The following is a 20,696-nucleotide window of genomic DNA, read 5'->3' on the forward strand; positions in this document are numbered from 1 at the left end:
AATATTTCATTTTGCGAGGGGGATCAAATTTACCCTTGCTGACAGGGCAGCGGGAAGCTATGCCATAAGCGTAACTGGAATGTTTAGTGAGAGTTACAAAGTTTTCGAGATTTCATTTCATCACGCAGAAAGATGCTGCAAAACGGGCAGGAGCATCATGGCCCTGTCGCACCGGGTCCGCGAGGTCCCGTCCGGCAACGCCTGACTGACGTGTCGGGCATAACAGATTTTTAACTGCTTCACATAATCGCAGTGTAAGTTTCATTTTGAATTGAGTTTGGAATATTTGTTCCTCATACTGCGTTTATCGTTAACCAGACACCTTCAGACCCCACGCACAACCTGTCCGCAGTGTCTGCTCATCACAGAAGGAAACCAGAAGCATGCAGAGAGAACAGAAGCGTCTTGATGTGATTTGTATCGGACGCATTGCCGTCGACTTCTATGGTCAGCAAATTGGCGCGCGGCTGGAAGACACCACGTCTTTCGCGAAATATCTGGGCGGGTCATCAGGCAATGTCGCATACGGTACGGCGATTCAGGGGCTGAAATCCGCCATGCTGGCTCGTGTAGGCGATGAACATAATGGCCGTTTTCTGCGGGAAAGTTTGCAGCGGGTCGGCTGCAATACAGAAGCACTTATCACGGACAAAAAGCGGCTGACCGCTCTGGTCATCCTGGGCATTAAAGATGAAGACACTTTTCCGCTGATTTTTTACCGCGACAACTGCGCCGATATGGCCCTGGTGCCAGACGACATTAATGAAGACTTTATCGCTTCTTCTCGCTCGGTTGCGGTAACCGGCACGCATTTGTCGCACCCGCAGACGCGAGCGGCCGTGCTGAAAGCGCTGGAGTATGCCCGTAAGCATGGTCTGCGTACCGCGCTGGACATCGACTATCGCCCGGTATTGTGGGGCCTGACTTCACTGGGGGACGGGGAAACCCGGTTTATTGCCTCCTCTGAAGTCACCGCGCAACTGCAGCAGGTTATGCATTATTTCGATCTCATTGTCGGCACGGAAGAAGAGTTTCATATCGCAGGCGGCAGCACCGATACGCTGACCGCGCTGAAAAACGTGCGCACGGTGAGCAACGCAACGCTGGTCTGTAAGCGAGGAGCAATGGGATGCGTGGTATTTGAAGGCGCGATTCCAGACAACTGGGCAGCGGTGAAACTGCACAGCGGCGTGCGTGTCGAGGTCCTGAATGTGCTGGGCGCAGGGGACGCGTTTATGTCCGGTCTGCTGCGCGGTTGGTTAAATGATGAAGGATGGGAACAGGCCTGCCGCTACGCAAACGCCTGTGGCGCGTTGGTGGTTTCGCGACACGGGTGCGCCCCTGCGATGCCCACCCGACAGGAGCTGGATGACTTTTTAAGCCGCGAACAGGACGTGAAACGCCCCGATCTGGATAGCCGTCTGACCCATCTGCACCGCGTCACGTCGCGTCAACACGCCTGGCCGGAACTGAATATTTTCGCTTTTGATCACCGCAAACAGCTGGTAGAGATGGCTACGGAGGCTGGCGCGGACGTTTCGCGCATTCCGCAGTTGAAACTTTTGCTATTGCAGGCTGCGGAGCAGGCCGTGCAGCAAGCCGGCATTGAAAGTAAAAGCGGCATTCTGGCGGACACGACCTTCGGTCAGAAAACGCTGAATGCGATTACGGGTAAGAACCGATGGATTGGCCGACCCATTGAACTACCGGGGTCGCGTCCGTTACGCCTGGAACATGGCAGCATTGGTTCCCAGTTGATCGGCTGGCCAGCGGAGCATGTGGTGAAATGCCTGGTGTTTTATCATCCTCACGACAGTGCCGAACTGCGCGAGGAGCAGGACGCGCTGTTGCTGGAAGTGTGGAAAAGCTGTAACCAGAGCGGTCATGAGTTACTGCTGGAAGTGATCCTGCCTGACAGCCAGCCAGACCACAATGAAGCGCATTTTCTGAAGATGCTGAACCACTTTTATGCGCTTGGCATCAAGCCTGACTGGTGGAAGCTCCCACCCCTGTCTCCGGCAAGCTGGCGTGACATAGGTGCCTTGATCGAACAGCAGGATCCTTACTGTCGTGGCATTTTATTACTGGGACTTGATGCGCCAGAAGCCACGCTTAAAGCGGGGTTTGCCGCGGCGGCGCAGGCCCCGTGGGTAAAAGGGTTTGCGGTGGGGCGCACAATCTTTGCACAGCCCTCGCGCCAGTGGTTGCAGGGTGAAATACGTGACGACGCACTGGTGGCGGCGGTAAAAGAGAACTACCTGCGGCTGATTGATTACTGGCGTCAGGCGCGCGAACAGTGTGTCTAAAGCAGAAGGGATGAGTGATAACTGAGCCATGCGGCAGAATGATCATTGCATGGCTCAGTATTAACGCGCGGTGGTGTGGTGTGCCCTTGCCGTTATTTCAGGGTAATACTTTTCACCACGGTTTCAGCATCGCTTTGGGCCTGCTGTTGATTGTCCCCGGGCAGCGTAATCTGCATCGTCATCAGCTTACCATCGACTTTGGCCAGAACAACCGAGGACCAGGAGGTCTGGTTGTTTGCTGAGATGACGGTATCCAGCTGCTGTGCCGGCTCACCGCCCAGCGTGACCGCTTTATTGGAGACAACCTGAAGCTGGGGATCGCGATTACGCTGCTGTTGTTCCATGCGTTGCGCTAACACATCCAGGCCCTCATTCGTCGGCTCACCGGCAATGACGATAATCGCCCGCGCACCGCTTTCATCAGCATAAACGTGCATGTTGGTACTCTGAGAACCCAGTTTACCGCTCTTATCTGACAGGCCAGGTGGCAGGGTAAAACGTAATTTACCGTCCATCAGCGCCACGGTTTGTGCAGACTGACTGGCAGATGCGCCATTATCGTTTGCTGCTTCATCTTTCTTTTGATCGCAGGCGGCAAGGCCGAGTACCAGCAAACCAATTCCCGCATATTTCACTAAATTACGCATCAGAATCCCTTTTTAACATTCCACGAAGGCGTTTATACAACAGGAATCAGGTTGCAAACGCAACCTGAGTATTGTCAGGAGATTTTAGCGGATTGTCAGGAAAGGCTGTATTGCCGGTTAGCCGAAATGTATCTGCGGCTGGGCCTGGCGTTCGGCCAGGCGTTTGAGCGCAGCGTTGAGTAAAACACCATAGGCAGGCAAAAAGAAAATTATACAAATCAGCACTTTGAAACTGTAATCGACCAGAGCGATTTCTACCCAGTGCTGTGCCATAAACGGATCGGAGCTTTTGTAGAAGGCAATGAAAAAGAAGGCCAGCGTATCGCTGATGTTGCCTAAAAACATGGCACAGCCTGGCGCCACCCACCACTGCGGCAAGCGACGCAGGCGGTTGAAAACGTGCACATCCAGAATCTGGCCCAATGCGTAAGCCATAAAGCTGGCGCAGGCGATACGGGCGACAAACAGGTTTACCTGTTGCAGCGCCTGCCAGCCTTGCCATTCGCCCTGGTAAAACAGGCTGGAAATCGCGTAAGAGATAAACAGGGCCGGCACCATCACCGCCAGAATAATGCGGCGTGCAAGCGGCGCACCAAAGATGCGCACGGTCAGATCAGTGGCCAGGAAAATAAACGGAAAGCTAAAGGCGCCCCAGGTGGTATGAAAACCGAAAAGGGAAACAGGCAACTGCACCAGATAATTGCTGGAAGTGATCACCAGCAGATGAAACAGGGACAACCAGACGAGCGCATGAGCGCGCTGACGCGGGGTAAATGCGAGCATAGTAAGCCTTTTTAGTGGTGGGGTGAGGGAACCCAGTGCAGGCAACTGAACATTCAGTGCGCTGCAGTTTTATGAACAAAAAACGGCCGCATCTTACCCTGTTGTGCTATTAATGCAATGGCTAATTTTAACGCAATCGTTACCGCCTTGCGTCAAAGGGCGGACGCGCTAGAATAAGCGCCCGTTAACTGAAATCGAGACCGTCATGAGTGATGCATTTTCTTCCGCCGACCATCAACTGGATGCTCAGGGCCTGCGTTGTCCCGAGCCGGTCATGATGGTACGTAAAACGGTGCGCGGCATGCAGGACGGTGAAACGCTGCTGATTATCGCGGACGATCCGGCAACCACGCGGGATATCCCCGGTTTTTGCCGGTTTATGGAGCATCAGCTACTGGCCGAACAAACCGACACGCTGCCTTACCAGTTTTTGATTCAGAAAGGGATGGGAGAATAACGGCGGCAGTGAGCCGCCGTCAGGTTATGCATCCCGCGTGCGCAACAGCCGCAACGCGTTTGCCGTGACCAGTGCGGTGGCACCGGAATCAGCCAGCACCGCCAGCCACAATCCCGTTAACCCCGCCAGCGTCGTCACCAGGAACAGCGCCTTCAGCCCCAGCGCAATACCAATATTCTGACGGATAATCGCCCGGGTGCGGCGCGCCAGGGCAATCATCGGGGCCAGGTTGCTGAGCTGATTGCGCGTCAGGGCGGCATCCGCCGTTTCCAGCGCGACATCCGTCCCACTGCCCATCGCAATACCCAGCGTGGCGGCCTTCATGGCTGGCGCATCGTTGATACCGTCGCCCACCATCGCCACCACCTGCTGCTCACTGAGCTGACGAACCGCCTCCACCTTACCGGCTGGCAACAGGCTGGCATGCCAGGCGATGCCTAAAGGTTGGGCGACGACAGCGGCCGCCCGCGGGTTATCACCTGTCAGCATGAGGCTGTTGATGCCAAGCGCTTTTAAGGCCTGCAAGGCGGCGGGGGTTTCGCTGCGCAGCTTGTCCCGTAAGGCCAGCGCCCCCAGCACCTCGCCATTACGCAGCACCATCACAAGGGTTTCGCCCTGGGCTTCCTGCTCATGCACCATTGCCTGGTGCGCCGGGCTCAGGCTGCTGACGTACGACGGTGCCAGCAACGTTATACGCTGGCCGTCCACTTCAGCCTGAATACCGCTTCCCGCCAGTGCCTGCTGTTGAGTGGCAGACGGAAGCGGCAGTGCCCTGGACTGTGCGGCTGCCACAATCGCCGTTGCCAGTGGATGGGTAGAACCTTGTTCCACCGCGGCACCTAATTGCAGAATCGCGTCTTCGTTAGCCTCGCCGAACGGCAAAATTCGCGTCAACTGCGGCCGGCCTTCTGTCAGCGTACCCGTTTTATCGAACGCGATCGTCTGCACTGTGCTCAGCCGTTCCAGGGCCGCGCCTCCTTTAATCAGCGCACCACGGCGGGCGGCGGCGGCCAGTCCGGACGTGATGGCGGCGGGCGTGGAGATCACCAGCGCACAGGGACAGCCGATCAACAGCAGCGTCAGGCCTTTATAAACCCAGGGCAGCCAGGCACCCGCGCCAAACAGGGGCGGCAGCACCATCACCAGCAGGGCCAGCAGCATGATGGCTGGCGTGTAAATCCGGCTAAAGTTATCGATAAAACGTTCTACCGGAGCACGATGACTTTCGGCTTCCTCAATCAACTGCAAAATGCGGTCAATGGCACTTTCGCCAGGCCTGGAAACCACCTCCAGTTCCACCAGACGATCAACGCTGGTCGCACCCGCCAGTATTTTTTCGCCACGCTGACGCAGCACCGGTACCGACTCGCCCGTCAGCGCGCTCTCATCGAAACTGGCGCTTTCCGCCAGTAAGCAGCCGTCGACCGGCAAACGGTCACCGGCGGCGATTACGATCCGGTCGCCAGGCTGCAACGCGGACAGGGGCACCTCACTACGGGTGCCATTTTGCAGGCGCACAGCGAACTCGGGACGCAGCGCCATCAGCTGGCTTACCCCACTGCGCGCGCGGGTTGCGGCATAGGCTTCCAGTTTTTCGCCCAACAGGAACAGCAGCAGAACCATGGCGGCTTCCGCATGCGCACCAATTAATAACGCACCTGCCGACGCCAGGGTCATCAGAGTTTCAATGGTAAAGGCAGAGCCGGTTCGCAGACGTTGCCACGACTTACGCGCGACCGGCACCAGCCCGACCAGCGTCGTCAGAATAAATAACCGGTCGCCCCAAACGGCATTCACCTGCGTAAGCGCAGCGCTGGCTACCATGAGCGCAGCAAGCAGTAAAAGCGGGAAACGGGCACGCCAGGGCGATGGCGCAGGCGCAGAAACAGAGGTTGAGGAGAGATGAAAACCTGCTTTTATCACGGCGTCTTCTATTGCAGACTGAACCGGGGCACGGGCATTAACGACAAGTTTTTCACTGGAAAAGACGACGCGGACCTGCAGGACGTCAGGGAGTTGGCGAACGGCGGTTTCGATTGCGCGGGCACAACTGGGGCAGTCCATACCGCTAACCTGCCAGCTGAACTGAAAAGCATCAGAGGATCGTCGTCGGTCACCTTCGTCACTGGCTTCGCCGGCAGACGCGGCAGAGCAGCTACAGTCGCCGCCGCAGCTGGTGCTCTCTGTCGTTTCAGGAGAGGCCGCAGTAATGGATAAGGTGCCCGGACGAACAGGGCGAATGGCACAAAGTGGTTTTGCGGCTCGATGAGTATTGCGTGGCTTACCGCAGCCACAAGCATGATGTTGATGCATATAACCTCCGGAAGACGTGGGCGACGTGCCCACGGCTTATCTTACACCCAGAGGTTTAACCCAACGCCAGCATTATTGTGTCTTTTTTCAGTAGATCCACAGGGAGCGGACGATCATAAAGTGACCGGCAAAGTAGCAGGCCGCGACAATCGCGCTGTCGGCGCTGAAACGGCGGCGAAAATGACTGATAAACCACACGATATTAGCCAGCAGCAGCAGGGCAGAGCCAACCAGAATTGAGAAGCTGTAATCGCTGGGGCGGAAGACATATTGTTCAGTAGCCATCCAGTTCATGACCAGCGTCATGCCGATCAGCGTACAGACGGGCCAGCGCAGCGTTTCCAGCTTACTCCACAGCACACCAATCACAACCACCCCGATGATCAGAAAGGTCAGTGGGATGGGCCAGTAAAATGTCATCGTCATATTGGCCGCAAAACACAGCGTGTACAGCAGATGCGACAGGAAAAACGCGCCCAGCGCATAAAGCATTTGTTGCCGCGGGAGCAGCGTCAGCGTGTCGCCGATGAGCGTGGCGACTAACCCAGCCACAATCAGGTAATCAGATGTATTGCGTGTGGGGGCCTGCCAGGCCACACCGACTAACAGGAGCAACGTGACAGGTTTAAATAACCAGCGTTGCCATTGCGGGCCCCGGTAAGAGGCATCAACGTACAGCCAGCCGGAGAAAAGTACAGCGAGAAAGGACCAGAGCATTGCTTCTCCCTTTTTACCAAAATGGTGACAGTTCCTGAAACACTCCTGTCAGTCTAGGTTATGCCAGCGCGATGTGACAATCGGTCAACTCTGGTTGTATGCTTTATCGCGCAATGCAAGACGATCTGAGACCGGATAAACGCTGAGGAAAGATGAAACCACCGCTACTTTTTATTATCGTCGTGGCCATTATTGCCGTACTCGCGACACGCCAGTTCATCAAACAGCGGCGCGAGGCAGCCGTCAACGATGCCTCGCCGGTACGCACCGTCGCGGTTGAGGTCAAAACCAAACGTGAGTTTTCGGTATCCAGTCGCCGCTCACGTGAGCGCGAAGTGATCGCCGGAGACGAAATGCGCTATGAGGCCTGGTTTCATCCGCTCAATGGCGAAAGCGATATTAAGATGCGCGTTAATGAAAGCGACTACCATCTGATGGACAAGGGCACGAAAGGCGAGCTGACACTTCAGGGCACGCGTTTTATCCGCTTCACGCCTGCCGAAAACTGACGGCGAGCGTGATGCCCGCCGTTATCCTTTATTTACGTGGGAAATTTTTTTTCTGCCACGCAACCAGTTCGAACACGCCAAACAAAAAGACTTTGATCTGGGTAGCGCGATCGAGCGGTGGTGCATCTTTGCCCTGCGTCGTGCGCAGCAGGACTAACTGCAGGCCGTGCATCAGGATCATAAATATCAAGGCCACATTGATGAACCAGGTCAGGGGCTTCGGATACGGATGAATCAGGTTAAACAGTAAAAAACCCCATACGCACAGCATCAGCAGGCGTCCTAAATTAAGTAACATCATGCGTCTCCTGTTGGCGCTGATATAAACGATAGGCCACCTGGCCCGCAATTTTTTCGCGATGTAAATCCCAGTGAACCGGCACCGGCGGTGGGCCGTTTTCAACTTCGCTTTCAACGTAGACGAGTGCATCCGCTGTCAGCCAGTTATTTTTTTCCAGCAGTTGCAGGGTTTGCTCCAGCAAACCCTGCCGAAACGGAGGATCGACAAACACGATACCAAAGGGATGGCCGTCCTGCGCCAGCCAGCTCAGAGTGTTGGTTTGTACAACGTTGCCGTTTGAGGCCTGCAATGTCTGAAGGTTTTTGCTCAGCTGTTGCGCCACCGGGCGCTCCAGCTCAAGCAGCGTTGCCGACGCGGCATAGCGTGAGAGCGCTTCCAGCCCCAGTGCGCCACTTCCGGCAAAGCAATCCAGGCAGTCAGCCTGCTGCAGGTGGGGTGCCAGCCAGTTAAACAGGGTTTCTCGCACCCTGTCGGTGGTGGGACGAAGACCCGCGCTGTCTGGCACCGGTAATTTGCGGCCGCGCCACTGTCCGCCAATAATGCGGATTTGGCCCGCACCACCTGTTTTACGGGGAGGTTTTATCATCTTGCTCACAAATCGTCATAATTTGTTGCGTAGTTTAACGGGCGAAACGATGAGAAGAAACGTTAAAAAAGGGTGCTGTGGTGAGCCGCCAGGAAAGTGTTAGACTACGACGCTGCTGATGTTATGCATAATTCTGCGGTTTAACGCCACTTTGGCGTTTATCACCAATACTGTTTTTAACCCTGGGAACATTGTGCTACCGGGATGAAGCCATCGAGGAGTGTGGTTACACAATGGCAAAAGAGAAGAAACGAGGCTTTTTTTCCTGGCTGGGATTTGGCAAAGAAGAAGAGAAACAACCCTTAACGGATGCGCAGACGGCACAACCGGAAGCCCAGCAGCCAGAACAGGAAGCCCCGGCACGCAGTCAGGCGGAAACCGCTGAACAGGAACGCGGTGCCGCACCTGAAAACCGTGTTGAACAGCAACAGGAAAGTGATGCAGCTACGTCTGAAGACGTACCGGTTACCGCCCGTGTAGCCGGGCCTGAAACGGCGGTTGATCCGCATACCGGTATGATCACGCCCGTTGAGCCTGCCGATGACGTCAATGATGAGGAACTGACTGCGCTGCCGTCAGCGGAGGTTGAGCTTGCCTCATCCGCGCCTGAACAGGCACCTCTGGCGGACGATGCGCCGCTGAGCGACGATGAGCTGGCCGCGCTGGCGCTGGCGGATGCCGACGTGACAGATATCGCGCCGCACGACGCTGCCATCGCTGAAACTGAACAGGCGGATGATGCGCCGCTGAGCGACGATGAGCTGGCCGCGCTGGCGCTGGCGGATGCCGACGTGACAGATATCGCGCCGCACGACGCTGCCATCGCTGAAACTGAACAGGCGGACGATGCGCCGTTGAGTGACGAAGAACTGGCTGCGCTGGCGCTGGGAGACGCGGACGTCGTTAACGTTGAAACTGTCGGGCACGATGCCGGGGCGACAGCGCCAGACGACACGGTCAGCGATCTTCCGTTAGCCGCCGCACCGCTGGTAGCGCACGAGCAGGAACAGGAGCGTCCCACCAAAGAGGGATTCTTTGCCCGCCTGAAGCGCAGCCTGGTGAAGACCCGCCAGAACCTGGGCTCGGGTTTTATCAGCCTGTTCCGTGGCAAGAAAATCGACGATGACCTGTTCGAAGAACTGGAAGAACAACTGCTGATTGCCGACGTGGGCGTGGAAACGACGCGGCGCATTATTACCAGCCTGACGCAGCATGCTGACCGTAAGCAACTGCGCGATGCGGAAGCGCTTTATGGCCTGCTGAAAAGCGAAATGGCGGCGATCCTGGCGAAAGTCGATGAACCGCTGAATGTCGAAGGTAAAACCCCGTTTGTTATCTTAATGGTCGGCGTGAACGGCGTGGGTAAAACCACCACCATCGGCAAGCTGGCACGTCAGTATCAGGCAGAAGGTAAATCTGTGATGCTGGCGGCGGGCGATACGTTCCGTGCGGCAGCTGTTGAACAGCTTCAGGTCTGGGGCCAGCGCAACAACATTCCCGTTGTCGCGCAGCATACCGGCGCGGATTCTGCCTCGGTGATTTTCGATGCCATCCAGGCGGCCAAATCACGTGGCGTTGACGTGTTGATCGCGGATACCGCAGGGCGCTTGCAAAATAAATCGCACCTGATGGAAGAGCTGAAGAAAATTACCCGTGTGATGAAGAAGCTGGATGAGCAGGCGCCACATGAAGTCATGCTGACCCTGGATGCCAGTACCGGGCAAAATGCCATCAGCCAGGCCAAACTGTTCCATGAAGCGGTAGGGCTGAGCGGCATTACACTGACTAAACTGGATGGGACAGCCAAAGGTGGCGTGATTTTCTCGGTCGCCGATCAGTTTGGCATCCCCATCCGTTATATCGGTGTCGGAGAAGGCATCGACGATTTACGGCCCTTCAAGGCCGAGGATTTTATTGAGGCACTGTTTGCCCGAGAGGACTAATTAGGATGATTCGCTTTGAAGAGGTCAGTAAGGCATATCTCGGCGGACGTCAGGCGCTGCAGGGCGTAGATTTTAATCTGCGTCCTGGCGAAATGGCGTTTTTGACCGGCCACTCCGGGGCAGGTAAGAGTACGTTGCTGAAGCTGATTTGTGGCATTGAGCGCCCCAGCGCCGGGCAAATCTGGTTTAGCGGACACGATATTTCGCGCCTACGTAACAGCGAAGTGCCGTTCCTGCGTCGTCAGATCGGGATGATCTTTCAGGATCACCATCTGCTGATGGATCGTAGCGTTTATGACAATGTGGCCATCCCGTTGATCATCTCCGGTGCCAGCGGCGAGGATATCCGTCGTCGTGTTTCGGCGGCGCTCGATAAAGTGGGCCTGCTCGACAAAGCGAAAAGTTTTCCTATTCAGCTCTCCGGCGGTGAACAGCAACGTGTCGGTATTGCCCGTGCCGTCGTGAATAAGCCCGCCGTTCTGCTGGCTGACGAACCAACGGGTAACCTGGATGAGGCGCTGTCAGAAGACATCCTGCGCCTGTTTGAAGAGTTTAACCGCGTAGGTGTGACCGTTTTGATGGCGACGCATGATGTTGCCCTTATTGGTCGCCGCAATTATCGGGTAATGACGCTGAATAAAGGACGCCTGCACGGAGGCCACGATGGTCAATAAACGCAACAAACGCGCGGCAGCCCCGAAGGCGAAGCAACCGTCAAAGAGCAAAGCGTTACGCGGTGGCTGGCAGGAACAGTGGCGCTACGCGCTACGCGGTACGCTGTCAGATATGTGGCGTCAGCCGCTGGCGACGTTGCTGACAGTGATGGTGATTGCGATTTCCCTGACGCTGCCCAGCGTCTGCTATATGGTGTGGAAAAACGTCAGTCAGGCGGCTTCGCAGTGGTATCCCGCGCCGCAACTGACGGTGTATCTCTCAAAAACGCTGGATGATACGGCTGCTGAGAATGTGACCGCGCAACTGAAACAGGTTGAGGGTGTGGATCACGTTAACTATCTGACGCGTGAAGAAGCCCTGAATGAATTCCGCAACTGGTCAGGCTTCGGCGGCGCGATGGACATGCTGGAACAGAATCCGCTGCCTGCTGTCGTTATCATTACGCCAAAGCTCAACTTCCAGAATTCGGACACCATGCAAACGTTACGCGACAGAGTGGCGAAAGTGCAGGGCGTCGATGAGGTACGGATGGATGACAGCTGGTTTGCCCGTCTGGCGGCGCTGACCGGCCTGGTCGGTCAAATTGCGTCGATGATCGGTATCCTGATGATCGTGGCGGTCTTCCTCGTGATTGGTAACAGCGTCAGGCTGAGTATTTTTGCCCGCCGCGATACGATCAACGTTCAGAAGCTGATCGGGGCAACAGATGGATTTATCCTGCGGCCGTTCCTGTATGGTGGCGCGTTACTGGGGTTTAGTGGCGCGGTACTTTCCCTGATCCTGTCTGAAGTGCTGGTGCTGCGCCTGCAGTCTGTTGTGGCTCAGGTGGCGTCGGTATTTGGCACCACCTTCTCTCTGGAAGGGTTCTCCTGGGATGAGGCGTTACTGCTGTTGCTCATCGCCGCCATTATCGGCTGGATTGCCGCCTGGCTGGCAACCGTACAACATTTACGTCGATTTACGCCCCAGTAAAGCGCTGCAACATTTTTTTGTTATAATCATCCTCTGCTGCCGACAGTGGGCGCAGAGGATGTTGCCCTGCTGTCATCTGTGTGTAAAATATTCACTGCTATAATTGAACTTGTGGATAACTTTGTTTTCTAAGTAGCACAGATTGCTTTTGGTTTTCCTGCGACGTTGACATAATGTGACGTGCGCTTATGGAAAGATGCGGCAATTCCACTGATTTTGTGAGGGTTTGAATGACCAAAGAAATGCAAACTTTAGCTATTGCTCCTCTGGGCAACCTGGAATCTTACGTTCGGGCTGCCAACACCTGGCCGATGCTGTCGGCAGAAGAGGAAAAAGCGTTGGCTGAACGGCTGCATTACCAGGGCGATCTGGATGCGGCAAAGACGCTGATCCTGTCTCACCTACGCTTTGTTGTTCATATCGCTCGTAACTATTCTGGCTATGGCCTGCCTCAGGCTGACCTGATCCAGGAAGGTAACATTGGCTTGATGAAAGCCGTTCGTCGCTTCAATCCTGAAGTGGGTGTTCGTCTGGTGTCCTTTGCCGTTCACTGGATCAAAGCAGAAATTCACGAGTATGTGCTGCGTAACTGGCGCATCGTGAAAGTGGCGACCACTAAGGCACAGCGCAAGCTGTTCTTTAACCTGCGTAAAACCAAGCAGCGTCTGGGCTGGTTTAACCAGGATGAAGTCGAGATGGTGGCGCGTGAGCTGGGCGTGAGCAGCAAAGATGTGCGAGAAATGGAATCGCGCATGGCGGCTCAGGATATGACCTTCGATATGTCCGCTGACGACGAAAGCGGCGAAGGAAAATCCATGGCGCCGGTGCTGTATCTCCAGGATAAAACCTCTGACTTTGCGGACGGCATCGAAGAGGACAACTGGGAATCGCATGCAGCCGATAAGCTGACTTATGCAATGGAAGGGCTGGACGAGCGCAGCCAGCATATCATCCGTGCCCGCTGGCTGGACGAAGACAACAAAACCACCCTGCAGGAACTGGCCGATCAATACGGTGTTTCTGCTGAGCGCGTCCGACAGCTTGAGAAGAACGCGATGAAAAAACTCCGAATGGCTATCGAAGCCTGACGAGACAGGGCGACCTCAGGTCGCCCTTTTTATTGCCCGCGATTTATTTTACCCAGCCATCAACCTGCGCACGAAATCCACAGGCCTGCATAAACGCCGCTCGAACGCGTTGATCTTCGCTACCGTCATCAGCAATCCACCAGTCCTCCAGCGATGGGTTCTGCTTCATCGTGTCTTCCAGCAAATATTGCCCGACACCGCGACGTCGCGTGACATCTCTGACGGTCAGATGATGCACTTTACCGTGGATACCGGCTATCTCTAACTGTAACGCCGCCAGCAAACGGTCGTTGAAGCGTGCGACATAAAGGCGGTGATTTTCATTTAACGCGTTTTCCAGCGTGGCCAAATCCCTCTCAGGCCAGATTTTCCCCAGATCGATCCGATCCTGCTGCGTTAGAGAGGTCAACCGCAAAATAGTAAGCTTCATAACAAACACCTGTCCGTGTAAAAGCCGAAAGTGTAGTCAATTCCCGTAATCAGAACCCCGGCACATTTTACGCAATAAAACAGGTCAAAACAGCGACAGAGTGCCAGGATAATAGTTATAAACAGGTAGTCAGCATTTAAAGCCAGCATAACGCGCTGGCCTGGTGAACAAAAGCCGCGCATTGCATCCAGTTGATTATGCTGCTTTTGGCCGCGAATCATGAATATGTCAGTTGCTTTACAGAATAAACTTCCTGTTTAATAGACTGAAATATAAAGCCTTATTATTAATAAAAGCCAGAAAAGCGTGCTAACTCCTTATTGTTAAATCAGTTTTCCCCTTTATCTGGCCAAAATAAAACCACTCACAACAAACACGACATAACTGATGGGGTAGTTCGCATGAAAATGACAGGTCGCGCGTTACTGGCAGGATGCATTGCATTGGCGATGAGCCATGCGGCAATAGCGAAAGACATTAAGATCGCTATCGTAGGTGCCGCTACTGGCCCGGTCGCGCAATATGGTGATATGGAATTTACCGGCGCCGCACAGGCGATTAAAGACATCAATGCCAAAGGTGGCGTAAACGGCGACAAACTGGTCGGTGTCGAATATGACGATGCCTGTGACCCGAAACAGGCGGTTGCGGTGGCTAACAAGGTCATCAATGACGGTATTAAATATGTTATCGGTCACCTGTGCTCCTCCTCTACGCAGCCTGCATCAGATATCTATAACGATGAAGGCGTGCTGATGATTACGCCTGCGGCTACCGCGCCAGAACTGACTGCACGCGGCTATGCCGATGTGATGCGTACGACCGGTCTGGATTCTGATCAGGGTCCAACCGCGGCGAACTACATTCTGGATGTCATCAAGCCAAAACGCATTGCTGTGGTGCACGACAAGCAGCAATACGGCCAGGGTCTGGCAGAATCGGTACAGAAAACCCTGAAAGCGAAAGGCGGCAACGTGGTGATGTTTGAAGGGATCACCGCGGGCGATAAAGATTTCTCAACGCTGATTGCGCGACTGAAGAAAGAAAACGTCGACTTTGTTTATTACGGTGGTTATTACCCGGAGCTGGGCCAGATTCTGCGTCAGGCAAAAGCGGCAGGACTGAAAGCAGGCTTTATGGGGCCAGAAGGTGTGGGCAACGCCTCGCTGTCTAACATTGCGGGCGACGCCTCAGAAGGGCTCTACGTAACCCTGCCAAAACGTTACGACCAGCTGCCTCAGAACAAGGCCATCGTGGACGCCATCAAAGCGAATAGCGCGTCTAACCGTAAAGATCCTACCGGCCCGTTTGTCTGGACAACCTATGCGGCTATCCAGTCTCTGGTGACCGGCATGGAGCGCAGTAAGAGCGATGAGCCGGATGCGATAGCGAAGAACCTGAAAACCGGCGCACCGGTTCCGACAGTGATGGGCGACCTGAGCTGGGATCAGAAAGGCGATTTGAAAGGCTTCGAGTTTGGCGTCTTCAAATGGCACAAAGACGGTTCGTCTACCGCAGTTAAATAAGGCACTGATTCTTCCCCGTCGTACGACAGCGGGGAAGCAGGAGAAGGCGTGACTGACGCGCCATCGCCTGGCTAACCCTCTTCTGGCAGCAGGAGAGGGGTTTTCTGGTTTCTGAGCAGGTCCTCACTATGTCCGAGCAGTTTCTCTATTTTATTCAGCAGATGTTCAACGGGGTGACTCTGGGGAGCACCTACGCGCTGATCGCCATCGGTTACACCATGGTTTACGGCATTATCGGCATGATTAACTTCGCCCATGGCGAAGTCTATATGATCGGTAGCTATGTCTCTTTTATGGTTATTGCAGCCCTGATGATGATGGGTATTGATACCGGCTGGCTCATGATTGCCGCCGGTTTTGTTATGGCCGTTATCATCTCCAGTGCCTATGGCTGGAGCATCGAACGGGTGGCTTATCGTCCCGTACGGGCATCCAAGCGTCTGATTGCGTTGATCTCCGCCATCGGAATGTCCATCTTTCTGCAAAACTACGTCAGCCTGACGCAGGGTTCACGTGACCTTGCCCTGCCGAGCTTAATCACCGGCCAGTGGACGCTGGGCGAAAGTAACGGCTTTGCCGCCACGCTGTCGACGATGCAGATCGTGATTTGGGTGGTCACGTTCCTGGCAATGCTGGCCCTGACCCTGTTTATCCGTTATTCCCGCATGGGACGCGCCTGCCGCGCCTGTGCGGAAGACCTCAAAATGGCCAGCCTGCTGGGCATTAATACTGACCGGGTGATCTCGCTGACCTTTGTGATTGGTGCGGCGATGGCGGCGGTTGCGGGCGTGCTCTTGGGGCAGTTTTATGGCTCGATTAACCCGTTTATCGGCTTTATGGCGGGGATGAAAGCCTTTACTGCGGCGGTCCTGGGCGGCATCGGCAGTATTCCCGGCGCGATGATTGGCGGGCTGGTGCTGGGCATTGCCGAAGCGCTGACCTCGGCTTATCTCTCCACCGAATACAAAGATGTGGTGTCGTTTGCCTTACTGATTGTGGTGCTGCTGGTCATGCCTACCGGTATTCTGGGCCGCCCGGAGGTGGAGAAAGTATGAAACGCCTTGGTCTGGTCAATGCGATTGTTTCAGCGGTCATGCTGCTGGTGCTGGCGGCCTTCTTTATGGGAATGCGCCTCGATCTGAATGGTACGCAGCTACAGATAGTGAATGCCGGCAGCGTGCGCTGGAACTGGATATTCATCGGTTGTGCCGTTGTGTTTTTGTTTCAACTGCTACGTCCGCTGTTTCAGGGCAAGCTGACACGTAGCGGTGGTGGCCTGGTGTTGCCGGGCTTCGACGGCTCAACGCCAAAGCAAAAAGCCATTATGGGCTTGATGATCGCCGCGGCGGTTATCTGGCCGTTCCTGGTTACACGCGGCAGCGTCGATATTGCCACCCTGACACTGATCTACATCATGCTGGGTCTGGGACTGAACGTGGTCGTAGGGCTGTCGGGTCTGCTGGTGCTGGGCTACGGTGGTTTCTATGCCATTGGCGCGTATACCTTCGCGCTGCTTAATCATTACTATGGTTTTGGTTTCTGGCAAAGCCTGCCGCTGGCGGGCCTGGTGGCGGGCGCATTTGGCCTGATGCTCGGCTTCCCGGTGCTGCGCTTGCGCGGTGACTATCTGGCTATTGTTACGCTCGGCTTCGGCGAAATCGTCCGTATTCTGCTGCTCAATAACACGGCAATCACCGGCGGTCCGAATGGGATTGCTCAGATTCCTAAGCCCACCTTTTTTGGCCTGGAGTTTGGCCGTCGCGTCAGCGAGGGGGGATGGGGCACGTTTCACGATGTCTTTGGCATGAAGTACGATCCTAACGACCGGGTGATATTCCTCTATCTGGTGGCGTTGTTGCTGGTGGTGCTGACGCTGTTTGTGATCAACCGCCTGCTGCGCATGCCGCTGGGTCGGGCATGGGAAGCGTTACGTGAAGATGAGATCGCCTGTCGTTCGCTGGGCTTGAGCCCGACCCGCATTAAGCTGACCGCGTTTACTATCAGCGCCGTCTTTGCTGGCTTCGCGGGAACGCTGTTTGCCGCTCGCCAGGGCTTTGTCAGTCCGGAGTCCTTTACCTTTGTCGAGTCCGCTTTTGTTCTGGCTATCGTGGTGTTGGGCGGAATGGGCTCGCAGTTTGCCGTTATTCTGGCCGCCATTTTGCTGGTGGTTTCGCGTGAGCTGATGCGCGACCTCAACGAATACAGCATGCTGGTATTGGGGGCGCTGATGGTGCTGATGATGATTTGGCGTCCGCAAGGCTTACTGCCGATGAAACGACCGCACCTGAAACTGCGTCAGGGTAAACAAGGAGAACAGGCATGAGTCAGCCTTTATTAGCCGTTGAAGGCCTGATGATGCGCTTCGGCGGTCTGTTAGCCGTGAACAACGTTAAACTGGAATTGCGCCCCCAGGAAATTGTGTCGCTTATTGGTCCAAACGGTGCAGGTAAAACCACTGTCTTTAACTGCCTGACCGGCTTTTATAAGCCAACGGGCGGCAGTATCACCTTACGCGACAAGAACCTGACTGGCCTGCCCGGACAGAAGATCGCCCGTATGGGGATCGTGCGGACCTTCCAGCACGTCCGTTTATTTCGCGAAATGACGGTGATTGAAAACCTGTTAGTCGCCCAGCACCAGCACCTGAAAAGTGGCGTGTTTGCGGGGCTACTGAAAACCCCGGCTTTTCGCCGCAGTGAAGGCGAGGCGCTGGATCGCGCTGCCACCTGGCTTGAGCGGGTTGGCTTACTCGATATGGCGAATCGCCAGGCCGGTAACCTGGCTTACGGTCAGCAGCGCCGACTGGAGATCGCCCGCTGCATGGTGACGCGGCCGGAGATTTTAATGCTGGATGAACCGGCAGCCGGACTTAACCCGAAAGAGACGCATGAGCTGGATGCGCTGATCGCCGAGTTACGAGGCGAGCATAAGGTATCCGTTTTGTTGATTGAGCACGATATGAAGCTGGTAATGGGCATTTCTGACCGTATTTATGTGGTGAATCAGGGCACGCCACTGGCGAACGGCACGCCGGAAGAGATTCGTAATAATCCGGATGTGATCCGTGCCTATTTAGGAGAGGCGTAATATGGCCATGTTAACCATTGATAATGTCAGTGCGCACTATGGCAAAATTCAGGCGCTGCATAATGTCAGTTTGCATATCGATCAGGGCGAAATCGTCACCCTGATTGGCGCAAACGGTGCAGGCAAAACCACTTTGCTGGGCACATTATGCGGCGAGCCGCGCGCCACCAGCGGTACGATCACGTTTGACGGCAAAACCATTACCGACTGGCAAACGGCGCGCATTATGCGTGAGGCGATTGCCATCGTGCCCGAAGGTCGCCGCGTGTTCTCACGCATGACGGTGGAAGAGAACCTGGCCATGGGCGGATTTTTTGCCAGTCGCCCGGAGTATCTGGCGCGCATCGAGCGCGTTTACACCCTGTTCCCACGTCTGGCAGAGCGTAAGGTGCAGCGTGCGGGCACCATGTCGGGCGGTGAACAGCAAATGCTCGCCATTGGCCGCGCGTTGATGAGCCAGCCGCGCCTGTTGTTACTTGATGAGCCTTCTCTGGGTCTGGCGCCGATTATTATCCAGCAGATTTTTGACACGATTGAGCAACTGCGCAGCGAAGGTATGACGATTTTCCTGGTTGAACAGAACGCGAACCAGGCGCTGAAGCTGGCCGATCGGGGCTACGTACTGGAAAATGGTCATGTCGTGCTGGAGGACAGCGGTGCGGCACTGCTGTCGAATGAAGCCGTGCGCAGCGCCTATCTGGGCGCCTAGGTTTCCCCGCCATCATCTACGCCGGGTGACTGCAGGCTCTGTGCCGGGCTGTCACCCGGCGAATTTTCCTTCCCTTACGGCACATACTTATCTCTGCTTCAGCAGCGCGGTTCAGCCCGGCGCTTTCCGGTCCATTAAACGCGCTTATCACTGTCATATCCTGACATTCTGTCGTCATTTTTCCGTCATCTGACTGTTATTTTTCCGTCATTTCCACATGTCATGTTACTTCGCGAGCAAAAAATGCGTGATAGCGCGCGTACCTACCTGAACAGGAAAATCCTATGTCCGTTGTTACTTTTCGTCGTAGCCTGATGAGCGCCCTGCTCGGTCTGGCGATCAGTGGTAATGCACTGGCCGTCACTGAGATCCCTTTCTGGCACTCAATGGAAGGCGAGTTAGGCAAAGAAGTTGACTCACTGGCACAACGTTTTAACCAGGAACACCCTGACTACAAAATCGTCCCTGTGTACAAAGGGAACTACGAACAAAGTCTGGCGGCAGGTATCGCCGCGGTCCGCACCGGAAAAGCGCCCGCGCTGTTGCAGGTTTACGAAGTGGGCACCGCCACCATGATGGCCTCTAAAGCCATTGTGCCTGTTTATCAGGTCTTTAAAGACGCGGGCATTTCAATGGACGAGAAGCAGTTTGTTCCTGCGGTCGCGGCTTACTACAGCAATTCAAAAGGCCAGCTGATCTCGCAACCGTTCAACAGCTCCACGCCTGTGCTGTACTACAACAAAGATGCGTTTAAAAAAGCCGGTTTAAACCCGGATCAGCCACCCAAAACCTGGCAGGAACTGGCAAAAGATGCCGATGCACTGCGTAAATCAGGCATGAGCTGTGGCTATGCCAGCGGCTGGCAGGGGTGGATTCAGATTGAGAACTTCAGCGCCTGGAACGGTTTGCCGGTGGCCACAAAAAATAACGGATTCGACGGCACCGATGCGGTACTGGAATTCAATAAACCGGCGCAGGTTCGCCATATCCAGTTGCTGGAAGACATGAACAAGAAAGGTGATTTCACCTATTTTGGTCGTAAAGATGAATCGACCGCGAAGTTCTATAACGGTGACTGTGGCATGACCACGGCCTCGTCAGGTTCACTGGCCGATATCCGCCATTACGCCAAATTCCATTACGGCGTCGGCATGATGCCTTACGATGCGGATATTCCGAATGCCCCGCAGAACGCGATTATCGGCGGTGCCAGCCTGTGGGTGATGAAAGGCAAAGATGCCAATACCTACAAAGGCGCGGCGGAATTTATGAAGTTCCTTACCGAGCCAAAAATTGCCGCGGAATGGCACCAGAAAACGGGCTACCTGCCTATTACTACCGCCGCGTATGAGCTGACGAAGAAAGAAGGCTTCTACGAGAAAAACCCAGGTGCGGATATTGCGATTCGCCAGATGATGAACAAACCGCCGTTGCCTTACACCAAAGGCATGCGTCTGGGGAATATGCCGCAGATTCGTACCATCCTGGATGAAGAGTTAGAAAGCGTCTGGACCGGCAAGCAGACACCGCAGGCTGCGTTAGATAACGCCGTGAAGCGGGGTAATGAGCTGCTGCGTCGTTTCGAGCAACAGAATAAATAATCCGTTCTGCAGGCCAGCTCCGGCTGGCCTTTTTTCACCCAAGTCA

At 55.1% G+C, this 20,696-nt stretch carries 20 protein-coding genes; 13 read left to right on the top strand and 7 right to left on the bottom strand.

The annotated features are described in order from the left end of the window. The first annotated feature begins 383 nt into the window (after positions 1 to 383). A complete protein-coding gene (gene iolC, locus C7434_RS20035; RefSeq protein ID WP_006121065.1) occupies positions 384 to 2,306 on the top strand; it encodes a 5-dehydro-2-deoxygluconokinase in 1,923 nt (640 codons plus the stop codon). A 92-nt stretch (positions 2,307 to 2,398) separates the two neighbouring features. Here the strand turns inward: iolC and C7434_RS20040 are convergent, their stop codons facing one another. Both C7434_RS20040 and C7434_RS20045 read right to left on the bottom strand, forming a co-directional pair. Next, complete coding sequence (locus C7434_RS20040) at positions 2,399 to 2,953, bottom strand: DcrB family lipoprotein (protein WP_133745851.1); 555 nt, start codon at positions 2,951 to 2,953, stop codon at positions 2,399 to 2,401. A 117-nt stretch (positions 2,954 to 3,070) separates the two neighbouring features. Further along, on the bottom strand, positions 3,071 to 3,736 hold the full coding sequence (locus C7434_RS20045) for a 7-cyano-7-deazaguanine/7-aminomethyl-7-deazaguanine transporter (RefSeq protein ID WP_054686865.1): 666 nt from the start codon (positions 3,734 to 3,736) through the stop codon (positions 3,071 to 3,073). 205 nt (positions 3,737 to 3,941) lie between these two features. Here C7434_RS20045 and tusA point away from each other — a divergent pair, with 205 nt between their 5' ends. Next, positions 3,942 to 4,193 carry a sulfurtransferase TusA gene (gene tusA, locus C7434_RS20050; protein WP_006121061.1) on the top strand — a complete coding sequence of 84 codons (252 nt, stop codon included), beginning with the start codon at positions 3,942 to 3,944 and terminating at the stop codon, positions 4,191 to 4,193. 24 nt (positions 4,194 to 4,217) lie between these two features. Here tusA and C7434_RS20055 read toward each other — a convergent pair whose 3' ends face one another. Together C7434_RS20055 and C7434_RS20060 are read right to left on the bottom strand one after the other, a co-directional pair. Next, entirely contained in the window at positions 4,218 to 6,506 is a 2,289-nt protein-coding gene (locus tag C7434_RS20055; RefSeq protein WP_058708190.1) for a zinc/cadmium/mercury/lead-transporting ATPase, read from the bottom strand. A gap of 87 nt (positions 6,507 to 6,593) precedes the next feature. After that, entirely contained in the window at positions 6,594 to 7,223 is a 630-nt protein-coding gene (locus tag C7434_RS20060) for a lysoplasmalogenase (RefSeq protein ID WP_133745852.1), read from the bottom strand. A gap of 152 nt (positions 7,224 to 7,375) precedes the next feature. Between C7434_RS20060 and C7434_RS20065 the strand changes: the two genes are divergently transcribed. Continuing rightward, positions 7,376 to 7,732: a DUF2500 domain-containing protein gene (locus C7434_RS20065; RefSeq protein WP_006121058.1), complete on the top strand. Its 357-nt coding sequence runs from the start codon at positions 7,376 to 7,378 to the stop codon at positions 7,730 to 7,732. 28 nt (positions 7,733 to 7,760) lie between these two features. Here the strand turns inward: C7434_RS20065 and C7434_RS20070 are convergent, their stop codons facing one another. Both C7434_RS20070 and rsmD read right to left on the bottom strand, forming a co-directional pair. Beyond that, positions 7,761 to 8,030: a DUF1145 family protein gene (locus C7434_RS20070; RefSeq protein WP_006121057.1), complete on the bottom strand. Its 270-nt coding sequence runs from the start codon at positions 8,028 to 8,030 to the stop codon at positions 7,761 to 7,763. Then, a complete protein-coding gene (gene rsmD / locus C7434_RS20075) occupies positions 8,020 to 8,619 on the bottom strand; it encodes a 16S rRNA (guanine(966)-N(2))-methyltransferase (protein ID WP_033738212.1) in 600 nt (199 codons plus the stop codon). Before rsmD ends, C7434_RS20070 begins: the two co-directional genes overlap by 11 nt. Before the next feature lie 233 nt (positions 8,620 to 8,852). Here rsmD and ftsY point away from each other — a divergent pair, with 233 nt between their 5' ends. From ftsY to rpoH, 4 genes are all read left to right on the top strand, one after another. After that, positions 8,853 to 10,562 carry a signal recognition particle-docking protein FtsY gene (gene ftsY, locus C7434_RS20080; protein ID WP_133745853.1) on the top strand — a complete coding sequence of 570 codons (1,710 nt, stop codon included), beginning with the start codon at positions 8,853 to 8,855 and terminating at the stop codon, positions 10,560 to 10,562. 5 nt (positions 10,563 to 10,567) lie between these two features. After that, entirely contained in the window at positions 10,568 to 11,236 is a 669-nt protein-coding gene (ftsE, locus tag C7434_RS20085; protein ID WP_006121054.1) for a cell division ATP-binding protein FtsE, read from the top strand. Further along, positions 11,226 to 12,209 (top strand): permease-like cell division protein FtsX, encoded by a 984-nt coding sequence (gene ftsX / locus C7434_RS20090; protein WP_033738206.1) that lies wholly within the window; start codon positions 11,226 to 11,228, stop codon positions 12,207 to 12,209. The genes ftsE and ftsX overlap by 11 nt, the downstream gene beginning before the upstream one ends. A 230-nt stretch (positions 12,210 to 12,439) precedes the next feature. Further along, positions 12,440 to 13,297 carry an RNA polymerase sigma factor RpoH gene (gene rpoH, locus C7434_RS20095; RefSeq protein ID WP_006121051.1) on the top strand — a complete coding sequence of 286 codons (858 nt, stop codon included), beginning with the start codon at positions 12,440 to 12,442 and terminating at the stop codon, positions 13,295 to 13,297. Positions 13,298 to 13,340: 43 nt separating this feature from the next. On the opposite strand, the gene panM is transcribed toward rpoH, so the two are convergent. Further along, the gene (gene panM, locus C7434_RS20100) at positions 13,341 to 13,727 is read right to left on the bottom strand and encodes an aspartate 1-decarboxylase autocleavage activator PanM (protein ID WP_033738204.1); all 387 of its coding nucleotides are present in this window, start codon (positions 13,725 to 13,727) and stop codon (positions 13,341 to 13,343) included. A gap of 401 nt (positions 13,728 to 14,128) precedes the next feature. Between panM and C7434_RS20110 the strand changes: the two genes are divergently transcribed. The 6 genes from C7434_RS20110 to ugpB all read left to right on the top strand — a co-directional run bounded on the left by C7434_RS20110 (position 14,129) and on the right by ugpB (position 20,650). Beyond that, positions 14,129 to 15,253: a branched-chain amino acid ABC transporter substrate-binding protein gene (locus C7434_RS20110; protein WP_058701436.1), complete on the top strand. Its 1,125-nt coding sequence runs from the start codon at positions 14,129 to 14,131 to the stop codon at positions 15,251 to 15,253. A 128-nt stretch (positions 15,254 to 15,381) separates the two neighbouring features. Beyond that, positions 15,382 to 16,308, top strand: coding sequence for a high-affinity branched-chain amino acid ABC transporter permease LivH (gene livH / locus C7434_RS20115; RefSeq protein ID WP_033738195.1), 927 nt, complete (start codon positions 15,382 to 15,384; stop codon positions 16,306 to 16,308). Then, positions 16,305 to 17,576, top strand: coding sequence for a high-affinity branched-chain amino acid ABC transporter permease LivM (locus C7434_RS20120; protein ID WP_033738194.1), 1,272 nt, complete (start codon positions 16,305 to 16,307; stop codon positions 17,574 to 17,576). The genes livH and C7434_RS20120 overlap by 4 nt, the downstream gene beginning before the upstream one ends. Further along, the gene (gene livG, locus C7434_RS20125; RefSeq protein WP_006121046.1) at positions 17,573 to 18,340 is read left to right on the top strand and encodes a high-affinity branched-chain amino acid ABC transporter ATP-binding protein LivG; all 768 of its coding nucleotides are present in this window, start codon (positions 17,573 to 17,575) and stop codon (positions 18,338 to 18,340) included. The genes C7434_RS20120 and livG overlap by 4 nt, the downstream gene beginning before the upstream one ends. A gap of 1 nt (position 18,341) precedes the next feature. Then, positions 18,342 to 19,049, top strand: a complete 708-nt coding sequence (gene livF, locus C7434_RS20130; RefSeq protein WP_006121045.1) for a high-affinity branched-chain amino acid ABC transporter ATP-binding protein LivF — start codon at positions 18,342 to 18,344, stop codon at positions 19,047 to 19,049. A 284-nt stretch (positions 19,050 to 19,333) separates the two neighbouring features. Beyond that, on the top strand, positions 19,334 to 20,650 hold the full coding sequence (gene ugpB, locus C7434_RS20135) for a sn-glycerol-3-phosphate ABC transporter substrate-binding protein UgpB (RefSeq protein ID WP_033738192.1): 1,317 nt from the start codon (positions 19,334 to 19,336) through the stop codon (positions 20,648 to 20,650). The last annotated feature ends 46 nt before the right edge of the window (positions 20,651 to 20,696 follow it).

This window comes from Pantoea sp. PNA 14-12, from assembly GCF_004364735.1.
Classification (GTDB): Bacteria; Pseudomonadota; Gammaproteobacteria; order Enterobacterales; family Enterobacteriaceae; genus Pantoea; species Pantoea stewartii.